Source organism: Enterococcus faecalis (assembly GCF_029024925.1).
In the GTDB taxonomy this organism is placed as follows: Bacteria; Bacillota; Bacilli; order Lactobacillales; family Enterococcaceae; genus Enterococcus; species Enterococcus faecalis.
The window spans coordinates 1,110,460-1,134,181 of sequence record NZ_CP118962.1 but is presented as its reverse complement, the minus strand read 5'-3'; the positions used below and the strand labels follow the sequence as shown (position 1 = coordinate 1,134,181).

At 38.4% G+C, this 23,722-nt stretch carries 24 protein-coding genes and 1 pseudogene; 2 read left to right on the top strand and 23 right to left on the bottom strand.

Going from position 1 to position 23,722, the window contains the following annotated elements; genetic code table 11:
* Positions 1 to 74 precede the first annotated feature (74 nt).
* From PYW42_RS05640 to PYW42_RS05575, 14 genes and pseudogenes are all read right to left on the bottom strand, one after another.
* Positions 75 to 470, bottom strand: a complete 396-nt coding sequence (locus PYW42_RS05640; RefSeq protein WP_002357842.1) for a phage holin family protein — start codon at positions 468 to 470, stop codon at positions 75 to 77.
* A 23-nt stretch (positions 471 to 493) separates the two neighbouring features.
* On the bottom strand, positions 494 to 2,263 hold the full coding sequence (locus PYW42_RS05635; RefSeq protein ID WP_002410016.1) for a hypothetical protein: 1,770 nt from the start codon (positions 2,261 to 2,263) through the stop codon (positions 494 to 496).
* Positions 2,264 to 2,295: 32 nt separating this feature from the next.
* Positions 2,296 to 3,753 carry a phage tail protein gene (locus tag PYW42_RS05630; RefSeq protein WP_002363805.1) on the bottom strand — a complete coding sequence of 486 codons (1,458 nt, stop codon included), beginning with the start codon at positions 3,751 to 3,753 and terminating at the stop codon, positions 2,296 to 2,298.
* A 12-nt stretch (positions 3,754 to 3,765) separates the two neighbouring features.
* A complete protein-coding gene (locus PYW42_RS05625) occupies positions 3,766 to 4,692 on the bottom strand; it encodes a distal tail protein Dit (protein ID WP_002410017.1) in 927 nt (308 codons plus the stop codon).
* 1 nt (position 4,693) lies between these two features.
* Positions 4,694 to 7,627 (bottom strand): phage tail protein, encoded by a 2,934-nt coding sequence (locus PYW42_RS05620; protein ID WP_002410969.1) that lies wholly within the window; start codon positions 7,625 to 7,627, stop codon positions 4,694 to 4,696.
* On the bottom strand, positions 7,628 to 7,984 hold the full coding sequence (locus tag PYW42_RS05615) for a hypothetical protein (protein WP_002363802.1): 357 nt from the start codon (positions 7,982 to 7,984) through the stop codon (positions 7,628 to 7,630). It abuts the gene before it with no gap.
* A gap of 17 nt (positions 7,985 to 8,001) precedes the next feature.
* Positions 8,002 to 8,361, bottom strand: coding sequence for a tail assembly chaperone (locus tag PYW42_RS05610; protein WP_002357848.1), 360 nt, complete (start codon positions 8,359 to 8,361; stop codon positions 8,002 to 8,004).
* A 32-nt stretch (positions 8,362 to 8,393) separates the two neighbouring features.
* A pseudogene (locus tag PYW42_RS05605) lies at positions 8,394 to 8,906 on the bottom strand (phage major tail protein, TP901-1 family).
* Positions 8,907 to 8,918: 12 nt separating this feature from the next.
* On the bottom strand, positions 8,919 to 9,335 hold the full coding sequence (locus PYW42_RS05600) for a hypothetical protein (RefSeq protein ID WP_002382237.1): 417 nt from the start codon (positions 9,333 to 9,335) through the stop codon (positions 8,919 to 8,921).
* A gap of 221 nt (positions 9,336 to 9,556) precedes the next feature.
* Entirely contained in the window at positions 9,557 to 9,964 is a 408-nt protein-coding gene (locus tag PYW42_RS05595) for a RinA family phage transcriptional activator (RefSeq protein ID WP_002360491.1), read from the bottom strand.
* 19 nt (positions 9,965 to 9,983) lie between these two features.
* Positions 9,984 to 10,376, bottom strand: coding sequence for a hypothetical protein (locus tag PYW42_RS05590; protein ID WP_002360492.1), 393 nt, complete (start codon positions 10,374 to 10,376; stop codon positions 9,984 to 9,986).
* A gap of 66 nt (positions 10,377 to 10,442) precedes the next feature.
* Positions 10,443 to 11,285, bottom strand: a complete 843-nt coding sequence (locus PYW42_RS05585) for an ATP-binding protein (RefSeq protein ID WP_002384644.1) — start codon at positions 11,283 to 11,285, stop codon at positions 10,443 to 10,445.
* Between the two features lie 18 nt (positions 11,286 to 11,303).
* Positions 11,304 to 12,059, bottom strand: coding sequence for a DnaD domain-containing protein (locus tag PYW42_RS05580; protein WP_002410021.1), 756 nt, complete (start codon positions 12,057 to 12,059; stop codon positions 11,304 to 11,306).
* A 45-nt stretch (positions 12,060 to 12,104) separates the two neighbouring features.
* On the bottom strand, positions 12,105 to 12,287 hold the full coding sequence (locus PYW42_RS05575; protein WP_002410022.1) for a hypothetical protein: 183 nt from the start codon (positions 12,285 to 12,287) through the stop codon (positions 12,105 to 12,107).
* 169 nt (positions 12,288 to 12,456) lie between these two features.
* On the opposite strand from PYW42_RS05575, the gene PYW42_RS05570 reads away from it, so the two are divergent.
* Together PYW42_RS05570 and PYW42_RS05565 are read left to right on the top strand one after the other, a co-directional pair.
* Positions 12,457 to 12,939, top strand: coding sequence for a helix-turn-helix domain-containing protein (locus PYW42_RS05570; protein WP_002360496.1), 483 nt, complete (start codon positions 12,457 to 12,459; stop codon positions 12,937 to 12,939).
* A gap of 34 nt (positions 12,940 to 12,973) precedes the next feature.
* Positions 12,974 to 13,459 carry a toxin gene (locus PYW42_RS05565; protein ID WP_002382232.1) on the top strand — a complete coding sequence of 162 codons (486 nt, stop codon included), beginning with the start codon at positions 12,974 to 12,976 and terminating at the stop codon, positions 13,457 to 13,459.
* A gap of 59 nt (positions 13,460 to 13,518) precedes the next feature.
* Here PYW42_RS05565 and PYW42_RS05560 read toward each other — a convergent pair whose 3' ends face one another.
* The 9 genes from PYW42_RS05560 to PYW42_RS05520 all read right to left on the bottom strand — a co-directional run bounded on the left by PYW42_RS05560 (position 13,519) and on the right by PYW42_RS05520 (position 23,701).
* Positions 13,519 to 13,749 carry a hypothetical protein gene (locus tag PYW42_RS05560; protein ID WP_010708660.1) on the bottom strand — a complete coding sequence of 77 codons (231 nt, stop codon included), beginning with the start codon at positions 13,747 to 13,749 and terminating at the stop codon, positions 13,519 to 13,521.
* Positions 13,750 to 13,831: 82 nt separating this feature from the next.
* Positions 13,832 to 14,182, bottom strand: coding sequence for a 30S ribosome-binding factor RbfA (gene rbfA / locus PYW42_RS05555; RefSeq protein ID WP_002360497.1), 351 nt, complete (start codon positions 14,180 to 14,182; stop codon positions 13,832 to 13,834).
* Between the two features lie 24 nt (positions 14,183 to 14,206).
* The gene (gene infB / locus PYW42_RS05550; protein ID WP_002357859.1) at positions 14,207 to 16,603 is read right to left on the bottom strand and encodes a translation initiation factor IF-2; all 2,397 of its coding nucleotides are present in this window, start codon (positions 16,601 to 16,603) and stop codon (positions 14,207 to 14,209) included.
* A 12-nt stretch (positions 16,604 to 16,615) separates the two neighbouring features.
* Complete coding sequence (locus PYW42_RS05545) at positions 16,616 to 16,921, bottom strand: YlxQ-related RNA-binding protein (RefSeq protein ID WP_002357860.1); 306 nt, start codon at positions 16,919 to 16,921, stop codon at positions 16,616 to 16,618.
* Complete coding sequence (rnpM, locus tag PYW42_RS05540; RefSeq protein WP_002363794.1) at positions 16,911 to 17,210, bottom strand: RNase P modulator RnpM; 300 nt, start codon at positions 17,208 to 17,210, stop codon at positions 16,911 to 16,913. The genes PYW42_RS05545 and rnpM overlap by 11 nt, the downstream gene beginning before the upstream one ends.
* Before the next feature lie 20 nt (positions 17,211 to 17,230).
* A complete protein-coding gene (gene nusA, locus PYW42_RS05535; RefSeq protein WP_002357862.1) occupies positions 17,231 to 18,430 on the bottom strand; it encodes a transcription termination factor NusA in 1,200 nt (399 codons plus the stop codon).
* Between the two features lie 143 nt (positions 18,431 to 18,573).
* The gene (gene rimP, locus PYW42_RS05530) at positions 18,574 to 19,047 is read right to left on the bottom strand and encodes a ribosome maturation factor RimP (RefSeq protein WP_002357863.1); all 474 of its coding nucleotides are present in this window, start codon (positions 19,045 to 19,047) and stop codon (positions 18,574 to 18,576) included.
* A gap of 205 nt (positions 19,048 to 19,252) precedes the next feature.
* Positions 19,253 to 21,139 carry an Ig-like domain-containing protein gene (locus PYW42_RS05525; protein WP_002410026.1) on the bottom strand — a complete coding sequence of 629 codons (1,887 nt, stop codon included), beginning with the start codon at positions 21,137 to 21,139 and terminating at the stop codon, positions 19,253 to 19,255.
* Positions 21,140 to 21,280: 141 nt separating this feature from the next.
* Positions 21,281 to 23,701, bottom strand: coding sequence for a cation-translocating P-type ATPase (locus PYW42_RS05520; protein ID WP_002410965.1), 2,421 nt, complete (start codon positions 23,699 to 23,701; stop codon positions 21,281 to 21,283).
* Positions 23,702 to 23,722: the final 21 nt, after the last annotated feature.

The window sequence follows — 23,722 nt, the reverse complement described above, 5'->3', positions numbered from 1 at the left end:
AGATAAATGGCGGGACAGAAGTAATTTCTTCGGCAATCAGCCGAAAGTTCTACGTTTGTCCCGACCACTTCTACTTAATCATCTTTATTTTTTAACTGAATAAATAACTCTTTTAACTTTTTCGGCATAGGAATAAAGGTCGCAATGTTTTCAAAAAAAGAAAGTCCTTCGTTCGCAATGTAAAAAATCAGAACCATTTCCCGAATTGGCAAATTGTTCCCCACAACTTTTTCAACACGAACCGCTACGGCAACCACAAATAACATCGTCACTTTTTTCGCAATTCCGAGCATACCAATCCGACTGGACAATTCTTTTGTGGCGATTGCCTTAATCCAACCTGTGATGAAATCGACAATAATTAAAAAGAGGAAGACATCCAACAATTGATCTAATCCACCTAATAAACGTACGACAATCCCACCGAAAATGCTTAAAAGCATTGTTATTGTGTTGAGATAACGTTCCATAAAAAGTCTCCTAAACTAGCTTGTTATTTTGTCGGAAACGGATCGTCCGTGTACCAACTTCCTTGTAGGTAAATATTTCCAGCTCTGCTTGAGGCAAAAATTATCCCTTGATTCCCGATTTCATATAGTGCATTACAATTAGGATACGGAAAAGCGGCAGGTGCAACTGACAGCGGAATATTCCAGACACTAGCACTTATTTTTGAGGACATTTTGTACCCAGTTGGTATATTAAATATTTTAGGCATGTGGGTATTCAATTTCGTTGGATCACTCAAATTACATCTTACAAATGCATCGACACGATTTCCCACCCTAATTAATACAAATTTCATATTATCCTTATTAAAGGCCGCCTGATATTTTGCCTCGACTTCACCGACTCCACTAGCTTCATAAATGGCCATTCTAGAGGATTCCAAAGGCAAACCATTGACGGTTGGCATAGTTACAAAATTCTTCACCCCAGCAATCTCTTGATCACCTGTTTGTGTCACAGCTTGACCTTTAATCGCTTCCGCAACGTTTTTCGGGTGCATATATTTACTCGTTAAAGTTCCCGCGACTGCTTCGCTGTCTGATGCGAAGCCATAATTTTCTACATTGCCTAGCCCCACTTGTTCAGCGGTTACTTGGTGCGGATTATCCTGATTTTCCACATGGGTATTGAGTTGCTCCGCTTGAACAAAACCACTCTTCGCTAAAACCGCTTGGGCATCAACAGACAGACCAATATGAAGCCCCATGTAATCAACTTCTAAGCTAGCTGGCGTTACCCCATTCGATGAATCTGTATAGCTCATTAAATAAATGAAACCTTCATCTGTGATAAAATTCTGATCATTGATTTGAATTGAAAAATCGCCGAACTCTTTTGCTGATTCTTGGATTTGAGTTACCCAATTATCCGTAGTTGGTAAATACGCAGCGATTTTAATCGTTTGATTATTCGGCGCAGCGGCTTTCACACGTTGATTAATCGTAAAAAATTGAACGTTCTGGCGAATAAATGCCACCGCCTCGTCAGTTGTGAATGTTTCAAACATTTGTGGAATTAATTTTTTTGCGGCTTCAACGAGATTGAAGGCCGCTAACTGTTGTGGAATTACACCACTTTGGGTGGAACCTGTTTTCACACCCTCATCATCACGGCTGGCCATTTTATTGTAGTCCGCTTGGGAAACTTCCTCCCAAACGTCTGTTGGCTTCTTAAGAATTTTAGCCGTAAAATCAGTGGAATAACTGTTTGCATTGGTGGCTGTATTGCCGGCCGTTTTACCGTTAAAGTCTAACTTCAATTTGACAGTAGTTGGCTTAGCCAATAAAGAAATACCGTCTGCTTTTGTCATACGGTTATTCAAATCAATTTGAAGACGATTCGCTAAGGTAGCTTGTTTGATGCCTTGTGTATCTGTGCGTGCTTGGACAATTTCTGGATTACTATCACCTGCTTCTGCTACTAATTGATCGAAATCATTTCGCAAAGTATCAAATTCTTGTTTATTATTATTTGCCGTTGAAACTGCATTTCCTGCAATCGTAATTGCTGTTTTGGCATTGTTCATCGCTTGGTTGGCTGTTTCATTTGCTTGATTGCCTGCATCGGTGGCAATTTGTACGGCTTCTTTGCCAGCTTCATCTGCGATGTTTTTCGCTTCAGAAATTCCATTCGTTAACTGGACTTGGTAAGCATCTACTTTCTCAGCTGATGCATTCGACTGATCCAAGATTGCATTGATTTTAAGGCGACCTTGATTCAGGGTATCTAATTCTTCAATATGTTCTACTGACATTTCGTCACACTCCTCTAGTTTTCATTATTTTATTAAAACTGGCCACCCAATTGGGATTGAATATACACACGACAGATGACCGAAGCATCCAACCATAGTGGCTGATGAGAGAAAAATTGAAGCGTGTGATTGCCGCGTTCGATTTTTCCATCTGTTGTTTTTCGTAAATAACTCAAAATGTTTAGCCGTTGTTGTTGCAATGATAGTTGGGGTAATTTTTTGCCATCCACTACCAAATCAATATTCGTTACAGAATGCGAAGGTCCTTTAGCAGTTGCCTTGAACGTTAATTCTGCGGTGTTTACATAAAGAATGTCCTCGTCAAAGTATAAATTTAGCTCCACTGGCTGTGTCTTGTTAAGTTCTCCTTGTATTGAACGATTTAAAAGTGTCGTCGCCCCTTGTGCGTAAGTTTCGCTAATCTCTTGTTTCCGACTGAAAGCTGTCATGGTACTATGAATTGTTTCTTGCAGATTTCCCAACTCTAGCTGAATGTCTTGGGGGGCACCAAAGACATCTTTTTTACTTTCTTTTTTGATACGAAGGTTGACACTCCCAAATTCATTCGTATTAATCATGATAACCGTACCCAACCGCAAACGATCGATTGCCAAAGGTTGATCTGTTAATTTAATTAAATCAGCTGCAGTCACTACCCAAGAAACTTGTGGTTTGGTCCATTCTTCTAACATTCGCAAAGCATTTTCCTTTAATGCCTTGGGATCAGAAAAACGCTGTTCCACCCAAATTGACTCTAATAAACCATAGCGGTCAATTGCGGCCTTGTTCTCTAAATACGGAACCCCTTGATTGACCGAGCGAATATTGACTTTGTTAACACCTTCGCCTGAACCTAATGGATAAATCCGATTGATTAGCATCTTGGGATTACGTTCTATTTCAAATCCTTGCATGTTGTAACCTTCTTGAATTCGCGCAACTGGTTCTGTTGGCGGTTTGACTAATGAAAGTTCAAAAGGATAGACCTCTGTATTCCATTGCCAAAGATATTCCTCTTCGAAATCGGCTGGGATGCTAAATAAAGGCTCGACTAGCCCGTTTTCATTCTCCCATTTATAGGTTAATTTCCTTGAAAAATCACATTTTTTTAGGACCCAATGCTTTGTTTTTTGTTTATTCAATAGAAATTGAATGGCCTCTTTCGTTGTTTTGTTTTTAATTTCGTGACAACCAAAAAGGACAGTATCGCCTAAGGTACATAGTGCTTCTGTGGCAGAGTAGTGAATTTGATTATTGTTCGCATCTTTCTTAATTGTGGTTGGCATCACGCGATATAAACCAATATATTCATTCTCATTGTCGGTCAGTTCCACCCATTGCATTTCTGCAATAAATTCATTTTTAGGATCATCTAGCGGCATGGTAAAATCTAAACTGCCAATTTTGTTCTCTATTTTTTCATAACTGACTTGATAGGCATTATCCAAGATTGCCGTATATGTTCTTTTCAAATCCAGCGCCATTAACATTTAATCACCCTCCTACACAAATCGGTTAGGATAGCGAATCGTCAAGCGGAAGTCGCTATCTTTGGCTTGAATATACAGCGGTTCATTGGGATATAGATAAAAATCGTTCATTGGTCGAATCATCGATGCACCATTTTTTGTCAGATAAAAATTTTCAGTATCAATGATAATTTCCGAACGATCAAAGTCTCCTAAGTTAATTGTATCGTTCCGTGTTTTAATCCAAACACCACGTCCGGTTCCTGTTAAAATAATGATCGGTTTGACTTTTAATCCTTCGACCGTAGGATAAATTTCAATTGGCCGAACTTCTTTACCTAAATCCCCCATCGTGTAAGCCCGATTTTGAAAGGTAATCATGGTTGATCCCCAATAAGCCCCGCCTTCAATTAAAATTGGAAAATCAACTGCACCTGAGCCTGTATTCCCCATTAAGTAATTCGCTTGAAATGTAATGGTTGGCGAACCCCACATCACACTAGTCGCATCACTCCGTGTGTATTTATACGGATCAGAAAGCAATAAAGTAAAGGTGCCTGTTACTTGGTTAACACCTTCGGGTACATCACTCACTGAAGACTTACTGCCAAACCACAGCATTTCCGGTTCATCGTTAAACCAAATAGAAACGTCTTTTTCCGTAAACAAAGCAACGTTTAAATGATTAAATGCATCTCGAAACGCTTCATTATTCACAGCTGAAAGGCGATATTTGACTGTTAATTCTCGTTCTGGAATTCGCGCATAAACGTGACGTTTACCATCACGAATCCCTAATTGATAGCTTTCAATTTCGCTTGGAACTAATTCTCGTCCTGAAACTGATAATGTTTGATAGCCAGGGATGACTTTTTCTAAAAATTGACCGTTAAAATTCAACGCTTCTGAAGGAAGAGGCGTTGAATGAGTTGCTTGATTGGTATCAACAAATTTATACATGTTATCCTCTCCTTCCTAAGCGGTTATTTTGTTTCACTTGTTGTCGTTGTAACTCTGTTGCTAAATAAGGCGCCGTAGTTGCTGCGACAACTTTTCCATCTAACGTTGACTCTACTGTCACAAATAATGGTCGATTGTATGCATCATTTTCTAAACGATGGTCAATCGTTGCCGTGAAGTTTCCTCGACCAGCTAAGTCCAAGGCAAAATCATTTAACAGCGGTAAATCTAAAATAGAAGCCATTGCTCTACTAACGGCTGTTTCGCCTGCATAAATCCCCGTGGCAATCGTGCCGCCGAAATTCAATTTATGCAAATCAGATAAGGGACCTTCTTTTGCTGGTGAAAATGGTAAAAAGTTACGAATTTTACTGACGACCCCATCGATTGCTTCTTTGGCTTTTCCTATTGCGCCTGTAATTCCATCAGCAATCATGCCGACAATATTCGCACCGGCATCGGTGAATTTTGAAAACCAACCTTGGATTGCTTGCCAAGCACCTTCAATTACAGAACCAATGGCATTTTTTACCTGATCGGCTGCATTGGTAACCCCATTTTTGATATTTTCAACTAACTGTCCGCCCGAAGCTAACAGTTGACCAAAATAAGAACCAATCTTCGTGATCATTTGTGAGATTAATGTTCCTGCTGCGGACAGCAAGGTACCCAATAGACTGAGTACACCATTAATTAAGGCTTGAATCAGTTGAATCCCAGCACTTAACAACTGTGGCAACGCATTGATAAACGCACCCATTAAAGCGGTAATTAGCGTAATTGCTGCAGTAACCAGTTGCGGTAAAATTGAAATAATCCCTTGGATCAAAGCTATTAGCAATTTGACGCCTGCGCTGATGATTTGTGGCAAGGCACCAATTAAGGCATTTACCAATGTCAAAATTAAGGTAATAGCTGCCGCAACTAAGGTTGGTAAAATCGAAATAATCCCTTGAATTAACGCCATTAACAATTTGACACCTGCGCTGATAATCTGTGGTAAGGCACCTACCAACGCAGTCACTAACGCTAGAATAATCGTCAGCGCTGATTGAATTAACTGAGGTAAAATCGTCATAATCCCAGTGATTAATGCCATCAAAATTTGTAAACCAGCAGTCAAAATCAACGGTAACATAGTAACAAATGCATTGACTAAGGCTGTGATAATTGAAACACCTGCTGTAACTAGCATTGGTAACGCTGTGACAAAAGCTGTCACTAATGTAGTGATGATATTAATCGCTGCAGTTGTAATTGTTGGCAAGGCGGTGACAATCGCATTAACTAAAGTCATTAATAAGCTCAAACCAACTTCTATCAACATTGGTAAGACTGTTGTAATCCCCTGAATCAACGTAGTAATAATTTGTGTTGCCGCTTCAATTAAGACTGGCAAATTGGCAACGATCGCACCAACAATTAACGTAATTAAACTAGATAACGCGGTGACGATGCTTGGAATAGCTTCTGTTATTTTCCCGAGAATACTGGTTAAGACTGTTGTAAAAAGTTGTATAACTTTCGGTAGATTAGCCGCAAGCATTGTTGTAACCGATGTAATCGTGTTACCTAAATTATCAAAGACTTGGGTAATACCACCCGCACTCAAATCACCGGTTTTCATCCAGGCCGTCACGAATGAAACAATCAAGGAAATAATTAGACCAAACGGCCCAGAAATTCCTAATGCAGCCAGTGCAACCTTTGTCAGAACTTTTACCAAAAGACCAACCGCTAAACCAGCTTTGTCAAAGGTGCCACCAAATTGCCCTAATAAGTTACTACCTAATTGCAAACCGCTGGCAAAAACGCCTGCTAGCACACAACCAATTGTTGAAAAAATAGTCGCCATTTTCTCTAAGCCTACTGCAAAAAATTGTTTAAAAACTGCCATTATTTGTTGAAAGGCCGGCTGGATCTGTTGTAGCAATCCTACCAATTTGCCAAACGCCGCTGAAACAGCTCCTTGAATGGCACTAGCTAAGCTATTGATACTATTTCTAAATGTTTCATTGGTTTTATAGAAATAAATAAACGCTGCTACCGCTGCTAAAACGGCTGCTACAATTAAAATTAATGGTCCTCCACCTAAGGCACTAAAACTAGCACTTAGTTTTGATAAGCCACCACCTAACTTCCCAATGTTTCCTTGTACAAGAGCCAAACCAGCACTAAACTGTTGAAATTTTTGCTGAGCCATCGTTACCATAATCAACATGGGGCCAATGGCGGCTAAAATGCCCATAATGGCAACAATAAAAACTTGGACGGGTTTTGGTAATTTGATAAATAAATTCACCAAAGCTGTAATGCCTTTGACGACTGTGATAACCACTTGAACCAAAATTTCCATTCCTGGAGCCATCACGCTTTGAATCACTTGTGCCGCCGCTTCAAATGATTGATTCATCTGAGTCAATGCCCCTTGCAACTCGCCTTGCAATGAATCAGAAATCCCTCCTGCACTGGCCATAATCAGTCCTTGCATTCCTTGAAATTCGCCACTGACCCCAGCACCGACGCCCATAGCTGTTTTTAAAACGTTCAGCATAGGTAAGGAAACGGCACTAGTCATGGCCGTCCCAAAGCTCAGCATATTATTTTGTGCATTAGTAAAGCCATCAGAGGTTTCTTTCCCCGCTTTTTTAGCTGCTTCACCGGCTTGTTCAGCAGAATCTGTTAACGCTGTGTTCATTTGATCTGCTGCCTTTGCTGTTTCGTCTCCTGTTTTTTTCACTGTTTCTCCAGATTGTTGCATGACGGTTTTAAATGTGTTCATGACCGTGGCTGACTGATTGACACCCGCACTAATTTTCCCTAAATATCCACTTAATAAGGCATACTCACCGCTCATACTTTTTAATGCTTGTTGGACGCCTGCAAGGCTTTTCTTTGCCTCCGATAACGGCGTTTTTTCTTTGTCATTCTCCATCTACTCTCCTCCCTTCCGATAGCGGCGTAGACGCTCTGCCACAGTGGCAAGTTGCGTTTTTTTCCGCTCATTTAATTTTGTTCGTTGTGGCTGGTTAGCTGCCAGAACTTCAGCAACTCGTTTTTCATAATCATAAAAACTTTTAAAGCTTTCAAAAACGGGTTTTCCTTTTTTGTTTGTCGCTTGCGCTTTAACATTTAAGTAGGCAAGCTCGTGCCTTTTCCGCTCTTCATCTACTTCTGCTAAATTAAAAGCAATCATTCGTAATTCAAATTCAGACATGGTCATCCGATCCACTTCTTCAAATGAACGACAGCCTAAGTAGCGAAAAGCAGAAAGAGCGATGTCGTGATACACGTCATCGCTCGTTTTAATTAGTTGGTCGCTTGTGCTTCTGCTTTCTTCGCTTCTTTGCTGAACTGATCGATCATTGGTTTTGTAAGAGGTTGCTTTCCCATTTCTTTAAGCAAATCATCTGAAAGTTTTTTGACATCTTGGGTCATTAACCATGCTTCAATTTCCGACTTACCTATTTTTAATTGCCCACTTTGTAAAGCTTCCATGATGTCAACTAAGATTACTGGATTGTATTGGCGTAAATAAATCATTGCTGAACTGATGCCCATGCCGAATTTGGCAGCGCCATTTTCAATTTGGTAACGTTTATCTAATTCGCGAATCGCGCCAATCGTAAATTTCACTTCAATTGTTTTTCCGTTAATCTCTAAATTCATTTTTTATCCTCCTAAAATTCAACACTTTTTGATTATGCGCCAGGTTGTGATGCTTTCTCTGGAACGGTATCTTGGAACGCATATTGTGCTTCCGCAATAATATCTGCTTCTATTGTTGCAAAGCCATCTTGTGGCTTGCCATTAATAGAGGCTTCTGTTTCAATTTCTACTAATTCTTCTACATTGGCTGGTAAACTCCATGAATTTACATAACCTTGGGCATAAATTGCTGGATATTTACCTTCCGCATTTTTTTCACCTTTTAAATCAACATCTCAAAATTCCATTAAGATGCCATCTTCAACTGCGTCTTTCATGTATAAATTTTCATCATCTCGAGAGGCTAAACCGCTTAACGATAACGTAACTTCTAAACCAGAAACAGCATTCGCAACGCCATCTTTTGTTTGCGTACCGCTCGATTCACGTGAGAATTCCCATTCATGTTCAATTTGAAATAAGGGTTTCATTGCTTTCTTTGTCGCTGCTTCATCCAAGCGACGAACTAATAAAATACGGTCTTTTCCTTGCATAACTTCTCCCATTGATAATTCCTCCTAGTAAAATTGCATGTGTAATGGTAGTACAGCATGCCAAATTGTTTTTTTCATTTGTTTGGTATCTTTTACCATTTGTGCTTTGACTTCTTGATGTTTGATACCCCAATTAAAATGAGCCGTTCGTTTTAAGTTACTGGTTGCCTGCCGTAAAATCGTTCCTTTAATTGTAGAAATTTGTTGTCGTTCAGATAACGCACCGTAAACATGCATTATTAATTCAATTTCTCCCAAAATAGCTGATTTAGTTGGCTTAGGTAATTCTTTACTATCACCTAAGTAAACAAATGGCTGATCTGGTAAATCTGTCGGCAGTTCCTCTAGCAACAAAAATCCTGACGTCTGGCAGATTGCAACAAGGGCTTCATATAACTCTTGTTCCGCTTCATTCATTTTTAGCGCCACCTTTCCATTCAAAAAATTCAGGATTGGTTAACAAATTGGCTCTCTTCTAGTCAAAATGAAGGATCTTGAAAGTAGCCGGCATTTTCTGCTCCTTCATAGCTGACACAAGAAAGCAGTCAAAATCATAGAATTCCGTGTCTTCATTTTTTTGGTTGCCTCACGTTTATCTATCTCTTTCGACACTATTAATTTACCATGTTGACACCTGAAAAAATTCCACGCTTTTTCCATGTTTACATCCCTAGTTCATCCGCCACCGCTTCAAAGAAATGATTTCTTAATTTATAGGCTTGGCTTTTACTAATAAATAATTGCTGGGCAAGTCCAATTAATGTTAAAGAGGGCCGTTTTTTCATATATAGTTCTTCAATAATCACGCGCGTTTGTTCATCCGCTTCAGCTAAACAATTTTTGATAATGTCTCGATTTCTCTCTAAGTTCCACAGACGACGATCCATAGCTATCGTAATCGCCATTCGTTCGGTCACTACAGAGTGAAGTCCTTGTCCTCTAATACCAGCATTTAAATCTGCTTCTTGATAAGGGTGCCGTAATTCTTCTTCCCGTTGACGGATATACTCATCTGTTTTATAAAAGTCTGCTAAAATATCTTTGATATAATTAAATGTTGACGTACGCATTGGTTAATCTCCTTTACTTTTATTCATTTAAAAGTGTTAATCGATAAATAAAATAACACTCTTTCGACATGTCTAAGCCGTGACGAATCGCTTCATCTGAATAACCGAGCCAAATTAAATAGAGATACTCGCTTTTTGTAAACGATGCGGCCTTGATGGATTGGATGGGTCTTGATTGATCCATCGACCAATTACCGATTGCTTGTCCTAATTCTTGAATTTCCTGCATAATAAGTTTATTTTTTTGACTTGCCCAATCGGGATATTGATTCATTAGTTGTAAGAGTCGTTTTCTTTTTTGTGCTTTTTCGCTTTGTTGCTTTGAAATATCTTTAAATACAACGCTTTTCATTTCAAATAAATCTTTTTTACGTTTTGTTAAATTACTCATGTTTACGGCCTTCTCTTTCACCAATTAGATAACCTAACATTAGTGTCATTGTCCAAAAGATAAACCCAATAATAATTGTTAACATATTTATTTCACACTCCTCATTCGTTTGTCTGTTGTGTCTTTATATTGGAAAACATAGCCACTGGCGTGCTTCATTAGACGAGAAATAATGCGTGTTCCATAGGCCTCCACCAGTTGTTTTCCAGAAAAATTAGTAGTAAAAATAGTTGCTTTATTCTGTCTAGCTTCTAAAATTCGGTTTAAGATATCATTATTAAAATCCGTACTAACTTTATTTTTAATTCCTAATTCAGCACCTAAATCATCTAAGACCAAAACGTCTGCTTTTTTCATTCTAGTAATATACGCTTGAGCCTTTGCTTGGCTTTTGGCCGATTCATTCATGGACATTTTTAGTTTTTCTAATAACTCAGAGTAGCTGACAAATAAACAATACTTTTGATATGCAGAGCGTTCTAAGACTTCAACTAAAATACTGATAGCCAAATGACTTTTACCGACACCAGGTTTCCCTGAAAAAATAACGTGAATTGGCTTTCCTTCAACAATCGCTGAAACTGCTGCTAAGGCCCGTTCTTTTGCTTGTCTTGTTTCTAATTCAGTGGTTTGGTAATTGGTTAAACGACATTGCCGTAGCGCATCATCAGCAATTAAGGACCCTTGATGAAAAAATTTTTGTGTACGTGCCATAAAACTCTCTTGAGAACGTTGTTGAGTGGCTTCTTGTTCATGTTTTTTTAGCATTTTATACCCACACGACCAACAAGTTGGGGCACAACGTTCTGTGCCATCTTTATTTTTTTGTTGCCAAACATATTGTTCACTGCCACATTCAGGACAACGGTCTTCAACTTTTTCTAACAATTGACTCAATAGTATTTGAAAAGTTTGATCTGTCGCATGCATACTGATTTCCTCCTTTCTTTAAAAACCTAACTCTTGATATTCTTCTGTCATTTGCGGCGCATGCTCCGACACTTGTTTTTTATCATTTACCAGAACTTCATGTACGGATAAATAATTTTGTTGCTCCCAACTTTTCAAAATAGCATTTACATAGCCGTAATTCCGTTTATTTCGATCGACGGCAATTCCTAAAGCATGCAAGATTAATTGGCATGCTTCCTCTTGGCTAGACCCTTTTTGTATAAAATCTTGCAACCAATACTTAAAATCTTGGCTTGTTTTTGAGGCCAGTGTGCCAAAGCCGTTTTCCTCATAAAAATGATAAATCATCTTTAAACAATCGTTTTCTGAACTACTACCTTGACTCTGACCTAACTTAGACTGGACTATGCTTTCCTGTGGTAACCGTTGGTAGTCAGCTGGTTGACCACTGACAGACGATTCTCCTTTAAACCTATAAGCTTTGCTATTCTTTTCAACAATCTGATTTTTCTCTTCTTGATACAAGGTTGGTTTGTAACGATCACTGCGAATATAATTATGAATTTTCCAATGTTTGATAACGATCACACCACTTTCAAATACTAGAATAAATTTTTTAACCATCAACAATTTTAGATCGTCTTCCCCACAACTGACCATTCGCTGCAATTTTTTGGGATTATTGATAAATCCATCATCATCGGCACGCATCGCTAAATGAAAATACAGGGCCTGACTTGATAAGGGCATATCTAAAAACGCATCACTATCAATAATCGTTTTTGCAAACATGCGTCGCTCTGCCAATCCGCTTCTCTCCTTTTGACTAAATTATTGTTACTCTGTTAGTAATTCCATGAGGCCAATCATACCAATCACGATGGCCCCAATTTTTATTGAGACACTGCTTATTAATAAAATAATTGCTAAAAGTAACATATCCGACAACGTTTTTTTATAGTTCTGACTCATTTCTTCACCCTTTCTAAAAAAATACGGTTTTCCGAACAAAGCGTTCAAAAAAAATTGTTCAGTTAACCGAACATTTGAATGGCTCTATCTTAGCATCAAATATTTTCACTGTCAACTCATAAGTTCGGTTTTATGAACTTCTAAATTTAATTGCGATTGTTACTTGCCTTCTCTAAACAGATATAGTATACTTTGAGGCAATAGGAGGTTCGGAAATATGAACATTTTTGCTGTCCGTTTAAAAGAGGCTTTAACAGCCAAGAACATCAAACCTAGTGATTTAGCGAAAAAAACTGGCATCGGTAAATCTTCGATCAGCGATTGGCTAGCTGGTCGTTACGAAGCAAAACAAGACAAAGTTTATCGCATTGCAGATGCATTAGACATTAATGAGGCCTGGTTGATGGGACAAGAAGTTCCCATGGAAAAAAATGCCTCAACTATCGACCGCATTTATAAAAAATTAGAACCCCAACGACAAGCCATCGTTTATCAATTTGCCGAACAACAATTACACGAACAACAAACGCAAGCAGAAATTCTCTCATTCCCTCGCCGTGACGAAATGACACTGGCTGCCCACGCTGGGGATCCAGAAAAGATATTTTCAAAAGAAGAAATCGAGAAAATTCACGATTACTTGGATGAAATTGATGCCAAATATCAACAATCAATTTCTTCTGACAAAAAAGAGGATTAACTTCCCATCTACTCTTTTTATTAAGTAATGGCAGGTGAATGGTAAAGTGAATGATTATGAAAAACTTGTCAGTTCCATTCAAAAGGATGTGACGGTTTTAGAAATTGATTTATACAATCAAACAGGTTGTTATGGGTTGTATCGAAATGGCAAAATTTATATTGAAAAAACATTGAGTACCCGTCAAAAGAAGAATATTTTAGCCGAGGAATACGGGCATTATCAAACATCCGTTGGCACTATTTTAAATCAAAATTGTACAGAAAATCGGAAGCAAGAGTTGAAAGCCCGCAATGTGGCCTTAGAGCAATTAGTTACATTAGACGATTTAATTCGTTGCTCTGAAGCTGGCTTAAGCAACCATTATTCTTGTGCTGAATTTTTGGAAATCGATGTTGAAACATTAAAAAATGTGATTACGTACTATCGACAAAAGTATGGCGCCACTTATCTTTATAAAGGACGGATTTTTGAATTTAGGGATTATTCTGTGATGGTATTAAATACTGGGTTAACTTAAAAAGCATGGAACAAAATCAATAAGGATTTTGTTCCATGCTTAAAAGTATTCTGGAAAATTCAAGAGCGGTTTTTGTACCAATGGTTAATATGTCCGACGCCAAGCATAAGATTTGGGACAAGTATGAGGACGAATATAAATGACGGCCAAAATCCGATGAACTGAATAATATGTTCCCGCATACTATGTAGTACAAAGAAGAAAAGAAAAAAGTGCAGGGAACTCTTGCCTGAACCCATTTCTTTTAAATAACGATCTCCATTTTTATAGTAAGCAACAATTCTTTTCATCTTTGCACCTCCATGACTATTTTATCAAGAAATCATGAAAAGAAAAAGCACACCATTCGTCTGGTGTGCTTTTTCTTTTTAATTATTCGCCTTGATTCAACTTACGAATCAACTCATCAATGTGATTTCCGTATTGGACAGATTCGTCTCTTTCAAAAATCAACTCTGGTGTTTTATACAAGGTTAACCGTTGTCCTAATTCTTTACGAATCAGTCCTTTGGCTTTGTCTAATCCTTGTTGAGCTTTTTGTTGTTCGGAAGCTAAATCAGATAACAAGCTGTAATAAATCGTTGCTTGTTGTAAATCACCGGTCACACGAACATCTGTAATAGTGATGCCTTGGACGCGTGGATCTCTGATGCGTTTGTTCAAGATATCATTCACTTCACGCATGATTTCTTGACCTACACGACGGTCACGATAATTTGCCATAGTGTCTTCCTCCAATTACTAAAATTATTGTTTGATTTCTTCCATAATGAAGCCTTCAATCGCATCATCTACACGTAAATCATTGAAGTTTTCAATCATAGCGCCACATTCAAAACCAAGTTTGACTTCTTTCACGTCATCTTTAAAACGTTTCAAGCTTGCTAATTTACCTTCATAAATAACAATACCATCACGAATGACACGCACGCCACTATCGCGGCGAATAAAGCCTTCTGTAACATAACAGCCAGCGATTGTGCCAACTTTAGATACTTTGTACAATTCACGAACCGTCATTTGACCCGTAATTTTTTCTTCAAATTCTGGATCTAATAACCCTTTCATCGCTGTTTCGATTTCTTCTAGGGCTTTATAGATAATACGGTGTAAACGAATATCAACTTCTTCTTGTTCTGCTTGTTGTTTTGCTTGTGGTGTTGGGCGAACGTTAAAGCCGATAATAATCGCATTACTTGCTGCAGCTAAAGTTACGTCGCTTTCATTGATGGCCCCAACTGCCGCGTGAACAATTTTCACACGAACGCCTTCTACATCAATTTTTTGTAAACTTGCTGAAACGGCTTCGGCAGATCCTTGTACGTCTGCTTTGACAATGATATTAACTTCTTTTAATTCGCCTTCTTTTAGGCTTTCAAATAAGTTATCCAATGTCACACGGCTACTTGCTGAACGTTGTTCAAGCAACGCACGTTTAGCCCGTTCTTCCCCTGCTTGACGTGCTGTTTTTTCATCTTCAAAGACCACAAAACGATCACCCGCTTGAGGAACATCATTTAATCCGGTAATTTCCACAGGAGTTGCTGGTCCTGCTTCTTTATCACGGCGGCCCATGTCATTGGTCATCACACGAACACGTCCATAAGTATTACCAACAACGATTGGATCACCAACATGTAAAGTTCCTTGTTGAACGAGTAATGTCGCAACCGGACCTTTACCTTTATCTAAGCGTGCTTCAATCACTGTTCCAATTGCTTTTTGCGTTGGATCAGCTTTTAAGTCTTCTACTTCAGCAATCAATAAAATATTTTCCAATAGCTCATCAATGTTTTGATTGAATTTCGCTGAAATATTGACGAAAATCGTATCTCCGCCCCATTCTTCAGGAATTAATTCATGTTCACTTAATTCTTGTTTCACATGATCAGGGTTCGCACCAGGCTTATCAATTTTGTTAACTGCTACAATAATCGGCACTTTTGCCGCTTTGGCATGGTTAATCGCCTCGATTGTTTGTGGCATTACTCCATCGTCCGCTGCAACAACTAAGATGGTAATATCAGTGATGCTGGCACCACGCGCGCGCATACTTGTAAAGGCCGCATGTCCTGGTGTATCTAAGAACGTAATTGGTTTTCCATCAATATCTAACTGATAGGCACCAATATGCTGCGTGATTCCGCCTGCTTCACCTGAAGTCACACGAGAATGGCGCAATGTATCTAATAATGTTGTTTTCCCGTGGTCTACGTGTCCCATGATTGTGACAACAGGGGGACGTGTGGTTAAGTTTTCTTCAACAACTGCTTCTGGTTCGAAGAATTTATCAATGTCCGCAATATCAACTTGAACTTTTTCTTGCGGTTCCATGCCATAGTCCACAGCTAATAATTCAATTGTATCTTTATCTAAGGCTTGGTTTTGGTTAACCATGACACCCATCATAAATAATTTTTTGATGATTTCCGCTGGTTCGCGGTGGATTTTTTTCGCAATATCCGCCACGTTCATACCTTCTGTATATTCTAAAACATCTGGTAATTCACGGAATTTACGTGCTGGTACTGCTGGCTTCGCTGATTCTTGTTGATGTTTGCCTTTTTTCCCTTTTTTATTGAAACGATTGCGGTTTTGGTTATTAAAGTTATTCCGGTTATTACGATTTTGACCGCCACCAAAATTGTTGTTACGGTTTTGGCCGCCACGGTTTTGGTTGTTCCCGCCATTGTTATTTTGGCTGGTCCGATTTTGATTCGTTGTAGAACCGTTATTGTTTTGGGTATTGCGGTTTTGATTGTTTGTATTTGTTTGATTGCTACGGTTTTGTGTGTTGCTTTGGCCGTGACGATTTTGGTTGTTGTTATTTCTTTGTTGTCCATTCGTTGATTGATTGTTTGGACGATTTTGGTTATTTCTTTGTTCACCAGGTTTATTGTTCATTGGTTTCTTATTGGCTGGTTTATTTTGTGTTGTTTGTTGCTTTTGGTTGTTTGTTGCTTTTGATTGAGTATTTACGGTACTTCCTCCTCCGAATGCTTGACGAAGCTTTGTTTCTTGCTCGGAACTAATTGCGCCCATATGGTTTTTAACATCCATACCTAATTGATGCGCTTTATCGACAACGTCTTTGCTTGCTTTATTCATTTCTTTTGCTAGTTCATAAATTCTTTTTTTTCCCATGCAATCACCTTCCTAACCTTTTAGTAATTCCTTGATTTTGGTGGCAAATCCTGCATCAGTTACTCCGATAACCATTCGTGGTCGCCCAATCGCTTGGCTGAGCTCGAATTGACTGAACAGTTCGCTAACAGGAACATTATAATAAGAACTTTTGTCCTTGATTTTCTTTCTAGTATTCTCACTGGCATCTTGCGCAACAAACACAAATTTCGCTTTGTTTGCACGAATATCTTTAAGGGTTAATTCCTCGCCTGTGACTAATTTACCGGCGCGCATTGCTAAACCTAAAAGGTTCAAAATTTTGGTTTTATTTTCCATCGCCAAACAACTCTTTGCGGGCTTTTTGATGTGTTACATAATCCAATAGTTCTTGATAAAATTCATCACTTAATTTTGTTTCTAAGACACGATCAAGAATTTTTTTATCCCAAGCTTTTTGGACTTCCGCAGGATCCAAATCAACGTAAGCGCCACGTCCAGGTAATTTACCAGTTGGATCTAAGGCCACCTCGCCTTCTTTGGAGCGAGTAATTCTGACTAATTCTTTTTTCGGTTTCATTTCGCCTGAAACAACCGATTTACGCATTGGAATTTTTCTCTTTTTCATTTTTTCACCCTCCAAAAACGTTATTCTTGTTCAGGTAATTCTTCTGTAATTTCTGCTTCAACAACTGCTTCTTCAGCAGCCAAGTTTTCGTAATCATCTGCCGTCATATCTGAATGGATAATTGCTTCATCCATTTCTTCTGCCACTTCGGCAACTTCTTGATTGGCTTGTTGTTCATAAAATTCAGCCATATCAGATTCTGATTTGATATCAATTTTATGGCCCGTTAATTTAGCAGCTAAGCGCGCATTTTGACCACGTTTACCAATTGCTAATGACAATTGATAATCAGGTACAACAACTGTACATGCTTTGCTATTTTCTGGATCAAAAATAACATCTAATACTTGAGCTGGATTCAAGGCATTACTAATATAAATAGCTGGATCTTCGTTCCATTCCACAATATCCATATTTTCGCCTTTTAATTCATTCACAATCGCTTGGACACGTTGGCCTTTTGGACCAACACAGGTACCCACTGGGTCAATATTAGGATCTGTTGAACGAACGGCTACTTTTGAACGATCGCCAGCTTCACGAGCGACACTTACGATTTCAACAATTCCATCATAAACTTCTGGAATTTCTTGTTCAAAAAGACGTTTTAGTAAATCTGGATGACTACGGCTTACAAAAACTTGTGGGCCTTTTGATGTGTTTTCAACACGTGATACGTAAACTTTAATCCGATCATGCGGTTGGTAAAATTCATTTGGCATTTGATCTTGTTTTGATAAGACTGCTTCGATTTTGCCTAAGTTTACATAGATATAACGACGATCTTGACGTTCAACAATTCCTTGCATGATGTCATTTTCGTATTCGCTAAATTCATTATAAATAATTGTTCTTTCTGCTTCACGGACACGTTGTAAAATTACTTGCTTTGCTGTTTGGGCAGCAATGCGGCCAAAGTCTTTTGGCGTAACTTCAAAACGAATTTTGTCGCCGATTTCATATGCACCATTTAATGCAACGGCATCTTTTAATGAAACTTCCAATTGTGAATCAAATACTTCTTCTGTTACTTCTTTGACAGCATACACATGAATATTGCCTTTTTTTGGTTCAAATTCAACTTCGACGTTGCTTGCTTGTCCATAATGTCTTTTATATGCAGAAACTAAAGCTGCTTGTAACGCTTCAATCACCGTATCTTTAGGAATCCCTTTTTCAGCTTCTAATACGTCTAATGCATTTAACATTTCTTTGCTCATTGTTTTTCTTTTCCTCCTATGGATTCGTTAAAGCTGAACGAGTGGTTCTTCTTCCAAGGGAAAAACTTCTCGTTAAAACTTGTCACAGGCCCAGCTAAAAGTAAAACTTTTAGTGGACCCTTTTTTACATTCGAGTCTGTTGATTAAAATTGAATGGCTAAACGAGCTTTTGCGATATTTTTACGTTCAAAAGTCATTTCCTTCACTCTGGTTTTAATTTTTACACTTAATGTTAATTGTTCTGAATCAAGATGGACTAAGGTACCTTCAATCTGTTTTTCTCCATCAACTGCTTGATAAAGAGAAATATGAATGTACTTACCTACCGCTTGTTCATAATCGCTTTCTTTCTTTAACGGACGTTCTGCTCCCGGAGAAGAAACTTCCAGAAAGTACGCTTGCGGAATTGGATCTGGATCCATTGCATCTAGTTTTTCACTTAATTTTTCGCTGACAAAGGCACATTCCTCAATATCAATGCCACCTTCTTTATCGATAAATACTCGTAAAAACCAATTTTTTCCTTCCTTAACAAACTCTACTTCCACAAGTTCAAAATTTTGTTCTTCTAAGATTGGTGTGACTAACTTTGTTACAGTTTCCACAGCACTACTCAAAATTTTCGCCTCCTTCGAGATTGATGTAACGAACCGTGTCCTGATGACTTTTCCATCAAAAAGAGTGAGCAGAAATCCGCTCACTCCCAACTAGTATCATTACGCTAAAGATAGTATAGCACAGAACCACTCCAAACTCAAATGAACAAGCTAAATCTCTCGAAATTTGCACATTTTGTCTCGATTACTGAAACTATCTAAGCGATTATTTTTTCGTTTTAAAATAGATAAATAATCCTTGAATCAAAAGAAGGCTACCTAAGAAAAGAAACGCGTTTTCTTTTGTTTCTCCTGTTTTTGGCAATTCCTTATTATGAACCGCCTGTTTTTCAATGGTTATTGAAGTAGTTTCTGTGGTTGAATTCGTGGTAGTATCTGTTGTCCCACTCGTTGGTGGTGTGGTACTTTCTATAGGTTCTTCTGGCGTATAGTGATTAGTAAATACTTGACCTCCATCATACTGAGTAGTCGCCACAAGATTTCCTAAAAGCGCCTCGACGGTTACTTGAACTTGAAGGTTGTGCGTATCGTAGGAAACACCTGCCTGTTGCGTGTTTACTTCCCGAATGGTGTATTGATAGTTTCCGGGAGTTTCAAAGGTTAATGGTGAAAATTGAATTTTCCCTAAAGTATCGTTACTAACCGTTTCTAGTAATGTACCTTTCTCATCTAACAATTCAAATTGAAATTCAGCATCCTTCAGTGGTTTTCCTAAAAGAACTTTTCCAGCTAAAAATGAAGCAGCGACTGGTTGATATGAAATCTTATGATTCACAACAGTTTTCAGTGCAACTAAGTTTTTACCAAAGTCTTCAGGTGTTATTGAAATCTTGTTTTGCGAAAGTTGGTAACCGGTAGGTGCTTTGGTTTCTACTAAAGTATAGTTATCTTTTAACAAGCCTTTAACAATCGCTGTTCCGTTTTGATCTGTTGTGATTTTGGCCACTGTTTGATTGGTTGAGTTACGAATGAGTTTAAACTCTGCACCTGCTAAACGCTGGCCTGCTTCATCTTCTTTATGAATTTCAACAACATATTGTTCACCATTAGCTTCTCCACCACCTGTTTGTGAGACACGACTCACTTCGACTTCTTCCACCACCGTTTGATTTTCTGTTAATTTTGCATAATTTGTGAAGGTTTCACCTTTTTCGGGAAGATGATCGATTTTGGTTTTATAGGTGATACGATATTCGTTAGTCCCAATATTGCCAAAATGCACCGAAAAATTGCGGTCACCAGGACCATACTGGACAGCCAACTGATCAGTTATATCTTCCTCTGGCGTGAACTGCCAAATAGCATTTCCATCCAGTGTCCATTGTCCTCGTTCAATTTTCATAGTGTCTTTCATATAACTTAAACTTTCTGTTTTTAGCACATCTTCCACTTCTAAATCAGTATACGTTTGCCCTGTTGGATTAATCCGTAGTACATTGTAAATTTCGGTTGGATCGTCTTCGATAAACCACGAATACTTGCTAAATTTTTCGTTAACATCATCGCCTTCACCTTGGTAATCAAGATCGCCAGCAAATATTTTTTCCCCTTCAACCGTGACGTAAATAGGAATCTTGGATTCATTTTCCACATTTTCGAAATCAATCAAACTTGTAAAATATAAAGACCCACTAATATTGGCATGGTTTTCTACGTAATCTGTATACGTTAACGTGACCGTTTTATTTGCTACATCGGTCTGTGCAATTGCAACCACAGCACCTGTATCATCTACTACATTAAAGGTCATATTTTTCTCGAGACGTAGCTCTTCGGGTAAAGTAATCACACTCGTATCCCCACTATTAACGGTATTATCCGGTAAGTTGAACTCAATTCGGAGGTAGATGTCTGTATATTGATTAATGGTCCCAAGTGGGTTTCCCTCTTTGTCCGTTAGCTGAATCGCTGTCACAATGTTGCCCACTTGCTTACGCGGTACTACGTTTGGCGTAGCAGAAATTTGATTGGTTTCACTGGTACTAGTTGGTTCCGTTTGTGCATATCCTGTTTCAAGTTTCAGAAAAGGCGTTATCAGCGTCGACAAAAGAATGAAAAACATTCCCCAATAGACAAAACTTCTTTTTTTCATTTTTATTCAATCCTTCCTACCTAAAATAATTGGTTAGGTTTATACTATCAAGGATTAACTAGGTACAAGTGTTTTTATTTTTCCCAACAATAAAAAACAAAAAACACCGAACCAAAATAATTTTGGCTCGGTGTTTTTCTCCTAATGTCTTTTCTTATAAAACCATAATTGAACTTTTTCAGAAATGGTTGATAAATGTTGGAAAGTTGAGTCTGCTGCAAAGAAAAGAATGGCTAAAAGTAACAAGGTTGTTGGCGATACCGAAGTTAACGAGAACAAGTTTTTCATGGAAATACTTGTAATAACCATTCCGATTAAACAGCCAATCATTACGCGCTTGCGGTAACGATTCATTGGTGAACTAATTTTATAAAGAACCATAAAGCCGACTGAAACTAGCAACAATGTTGCAGTCGTTGAAATGTCCGTTTTTTGAAGTGCAAGAATATCACCACAAATTAGTAAGGCACCGACTACTAACATATCCGTTAACCCACCAGGAATTGCTTTTGATAACACATTGAAAAGAAATTTCCCTTCAATGCGACGATGATTTGGTTCCAAAGCTAGAAATGTCGAAGGAATCCCAATTGTAAATAAACTAATCAATGTGACTTGTGTCGGTTGTAAAGGATATGTCACGGCAAAAATCATAGCAAAGACAGACATCAGCAAGGAGAAAATATTTTTTACAAGGAATAAACTTGAAGAACGTTCAATGTTATTAACTACTTGGCGGCCTTCAAAGACAACCTCCGGCATCGTTGAAAAATCAGAATCCAACAACACAACTTGCGAGGCTTGTGCTGTAGCTTGATTTCCTGAAGCCATGGCAATACTACAATCTGCTTCTTTCATGGCTAAAATATCATTGACTCCATCCCCTGTCATCGCCACTGTATGATCTAATTTTTTCAACAATAGTACAAATTGTTTCTTTTGTTCTGGCGTGACACGACCAAAAACGGTGTATTTTTCTAAAGCTTCTGTCTGGGCTTCCATTGTAGTTAATGTTCGCGCGTCCACATAATTTTCAGCACCAATAATGCCTGCCGCTTGTGCTACATTGGATACTGTTAAAGGATTATCACCAGAAATGACCTTAATAGCCACATTTTGTTCAGCGAAATATTCAAAAGTTGCTTTGGCTTCTTTACGAATCGGATTCCAAAGAAGAATGTAGCCTAGAGGTTGAACCTCTGCTGCCAACGTTTCTTGAAATTCTCCTAAATACTTTCCGAACACCAATAAGCGATAGCCTTGACTTGTATAATGTTCCACTTCAGATTGATACATTTCATAATTGTCTCTCAAAATCATCTCTGGCGCTCCAAGAATATACGTCGCTTCTGGGAAAGTCACGCTACTAAATTTTTCGACAGACGAAAACGAGGTATAGCTAACGGCTTCCCTCTGATTATTAGTAACAAAAAATTCTTTCATCGCTTTCATCGTATCATTGTCAGCTGACATTGTTCGACAAAAATCGCCAATTAATTTTTCGACATTGGTTAAGTCTGTACCATCATTTTCGATACTCACCACAGGAACCAACTCTTGGACTTCCATCGTGTTTTCAGTAATTGTTCCTGTTTTATCTACACATAACACATCAACACGTGCTAAGGATTCGATACTTTTCATGTTGTGCAATAAAACGCCGCGCTTCGCTAAGCGCATTGTGCTGGCAGCTAATGCAACGGTTGTTAAAAGGTACAACCCTTCTGGAATCATCCCAATCAAGGCAGCTTCCATGGAGACAATGCTGTCATGAAGCCCTTGGTGGTTGATGAAATAACTTTGGAAAAATAGAACACAGCCGATCGGGATAATAATAATCCCTACCCATTTCACCAAACGGTTAATGGAACCGACCATCTCTGATTGTTCCCCTTTTTTAATTGACTTCGCTTCAAGCGTCAATTGATGAACATAGGCCTCAGCGCCAATTTTATCAATTCTTGCATAACAAGAACCTGACACAATAAAGCTACCTGACAAAAGTTGGCTATATGCTACTTTGGTAATCTCATCAGATTCCCCAGTTAACAAAGATTCATTCACACGGACTTCACCAGATAAGACAATTGCATCCCCAGAAATCTGTTCACCCGATTTAAAGAGCACCACATCGTCCAAAACCAGTTCATCTGGCGAAATTTCTTGTTCTTGGCCATCCCTTACAACGGTTACTTTTGTAGCGTTTAGAATATTTAAGCTATCTAATACTTTCTTCGACTTAATTTCTTGGTAAATTCCAATGACCGTATTAATGATTACTACTGGCAAAAAGGTCATATTTTTATAAGATTGTACCAGCATTAATAACACACCTAGTACCACAAAAATTAAGTTGAAATACGTAAATACGTTATTAATAACAATCTGTTTCGTTGTGATAAACTCTGTATCGACGGCAGCATTGACTAAGCCTTTTCGCTGTCTTTCTTCAACTTGTGCGGCCGTCAAGCCTTGTTTATCTTCTGGATAATAGCGTTCCGCGTTAGCAGTCACTGCTATTGGTTCATTTTCTTGCATTTCTTTTTTTCTTCTCAAACACATCACCCCTTGTTCTAGTCGACT

What these genes read in the sequence shown, in the direction of transcription:
- PYW42_RS05640 (WP_002357842.1), bottom strand. Translation starts at nt 470, where the DNA reads ATGGAACGTTATCTCAACACAATAACAATGCTTTTAAGCATTTTCGGT.
- PYW42_RS05635 (WP_002410016.1), bottom strand. Translation starts at nt 2,263, where the DNA reads ATGTCAGTAGAACATATTGAAGAATTAGATACCCTGAATCAAGGTCGC.
- PYW42_RS05630 (WP_002363805.1), bottom strand. Translation starts at nt 3,753, where the DNA reads ATGTTAATGGCGCTGGATTTGAAAAGAACATATACGGCAATCTTGGAT.
- PYW42_RS05625 (WP_002410017.1), bottom strand. Translation starts at nt 4,692, where the DNA reads ATGTATAAATTTGTTGATACCAATCAAGCAACTCATTCAACGCCTCTT.
- PYW42_RS05620 (WP_002410969.1), bottom strand. Translation starts at nt 7,627, where the DNA reads ATGGAGAATGACAAAGAAAAAACGCCGTTATCGGAGGCAAAGAAAAGC.
- PYW42_RS05610 (WP_002357848.1), bottom strand. Translation starts at nt 8,361, where the DNA reads ATGAATTTAGAGATTAACGGAAAAACAATTGAAGTGAAATTTACGATT.
- PYW42_RS05595 (WP_002360491.1), bottom strand. Translation starts at nt 9,964, where the DNA reads ATGCGTACGTCAACATTTAATTATATCAAAGATATTTTAGCAGACTTT.
- PYW42_RS05585 (WP_002384644.1), bottom strand. Translation starts at nt 11,285, where the DNA reads ATGCATGCGACAGATCAAACTTTTCAAATACTATTGAGTCAATTGTTA.
- PYW42_RS05580 (WP_002410021.1), bottom strand. Translation starts at nt 12,059, where the DNA reads ATGTTTGCAAAAACGATTATTGATAGTGATGCGTTTTTAGATATGCCC.
- PYW42_RS05570 (WP_002360496.1), top strand. Translation starts at nt 12,457, where the DNA reads ATGAACATTTTTGCTGTCCGTTTAAAAGAGGCTTTAACAGCCAAGAAC.
- PYW42_RS05560 (WP_010708660.1), bottom strand. Translation starts at nt 13,749, where the DNA reads ATGAAAAGAATTGTTGCTTACTATAAAAATGGAGATCGTTATTTAAAA.
- rbfA (WP_002360497.1), bottom strand. Translation starts at nt 14,182, where the DNA reads ATGGCAAATTATCGTGACCGTCGTGTAGGTCAAGAAATCATGCGTGAA.
- infB (WP_002357859.1), bottom strand. Translation starts at nt 16,603, where the DNA reads ATGGGAAAAAAAAGAATTTATGAACTAGCAAAAGAAATGAATAAAGCA.
- PYW42_RS05545 (WP_002357860.1), bottom strand. Translation starts at nt 16,921, where the DNA reads ATGGAAAATAAAACCAAAATTTTGAACCTTTTAGGTTTAGCAATGCGC.
- rnpM (WP_002363794.1), bottom strand. Translation starts at nt 17,210, where the DNA reads ATGAAAAAGAGAAAAATTCCAATGCGTAAATCGGTTGTTTCAGGCGAA.
- nusA (WP_002357862.1), bottom strand. Translation starts at nt 18,430, where the DNA reads ATGAGCAAAGAAATGTTAAATGCATTAGACGTATTAGAAGCTGAAAAA.
- PYW42_RS05525 (WP_002410026.1), bottom strand. Translation starts at nt 21,139, where the DNA reads ATGAAAAAAAGAAGTTTTGTCTATTGGGGAATGTTTTTCATTCTTTTG.
- PYW42_RS05520 (WP_002410965.1), bottom strand. Translation starts at nt 23,701, where the DNA reads ATGTGTTTGAGAAGAAAAAAAGAAATGCAAGAAAATGAACCAATAGCA.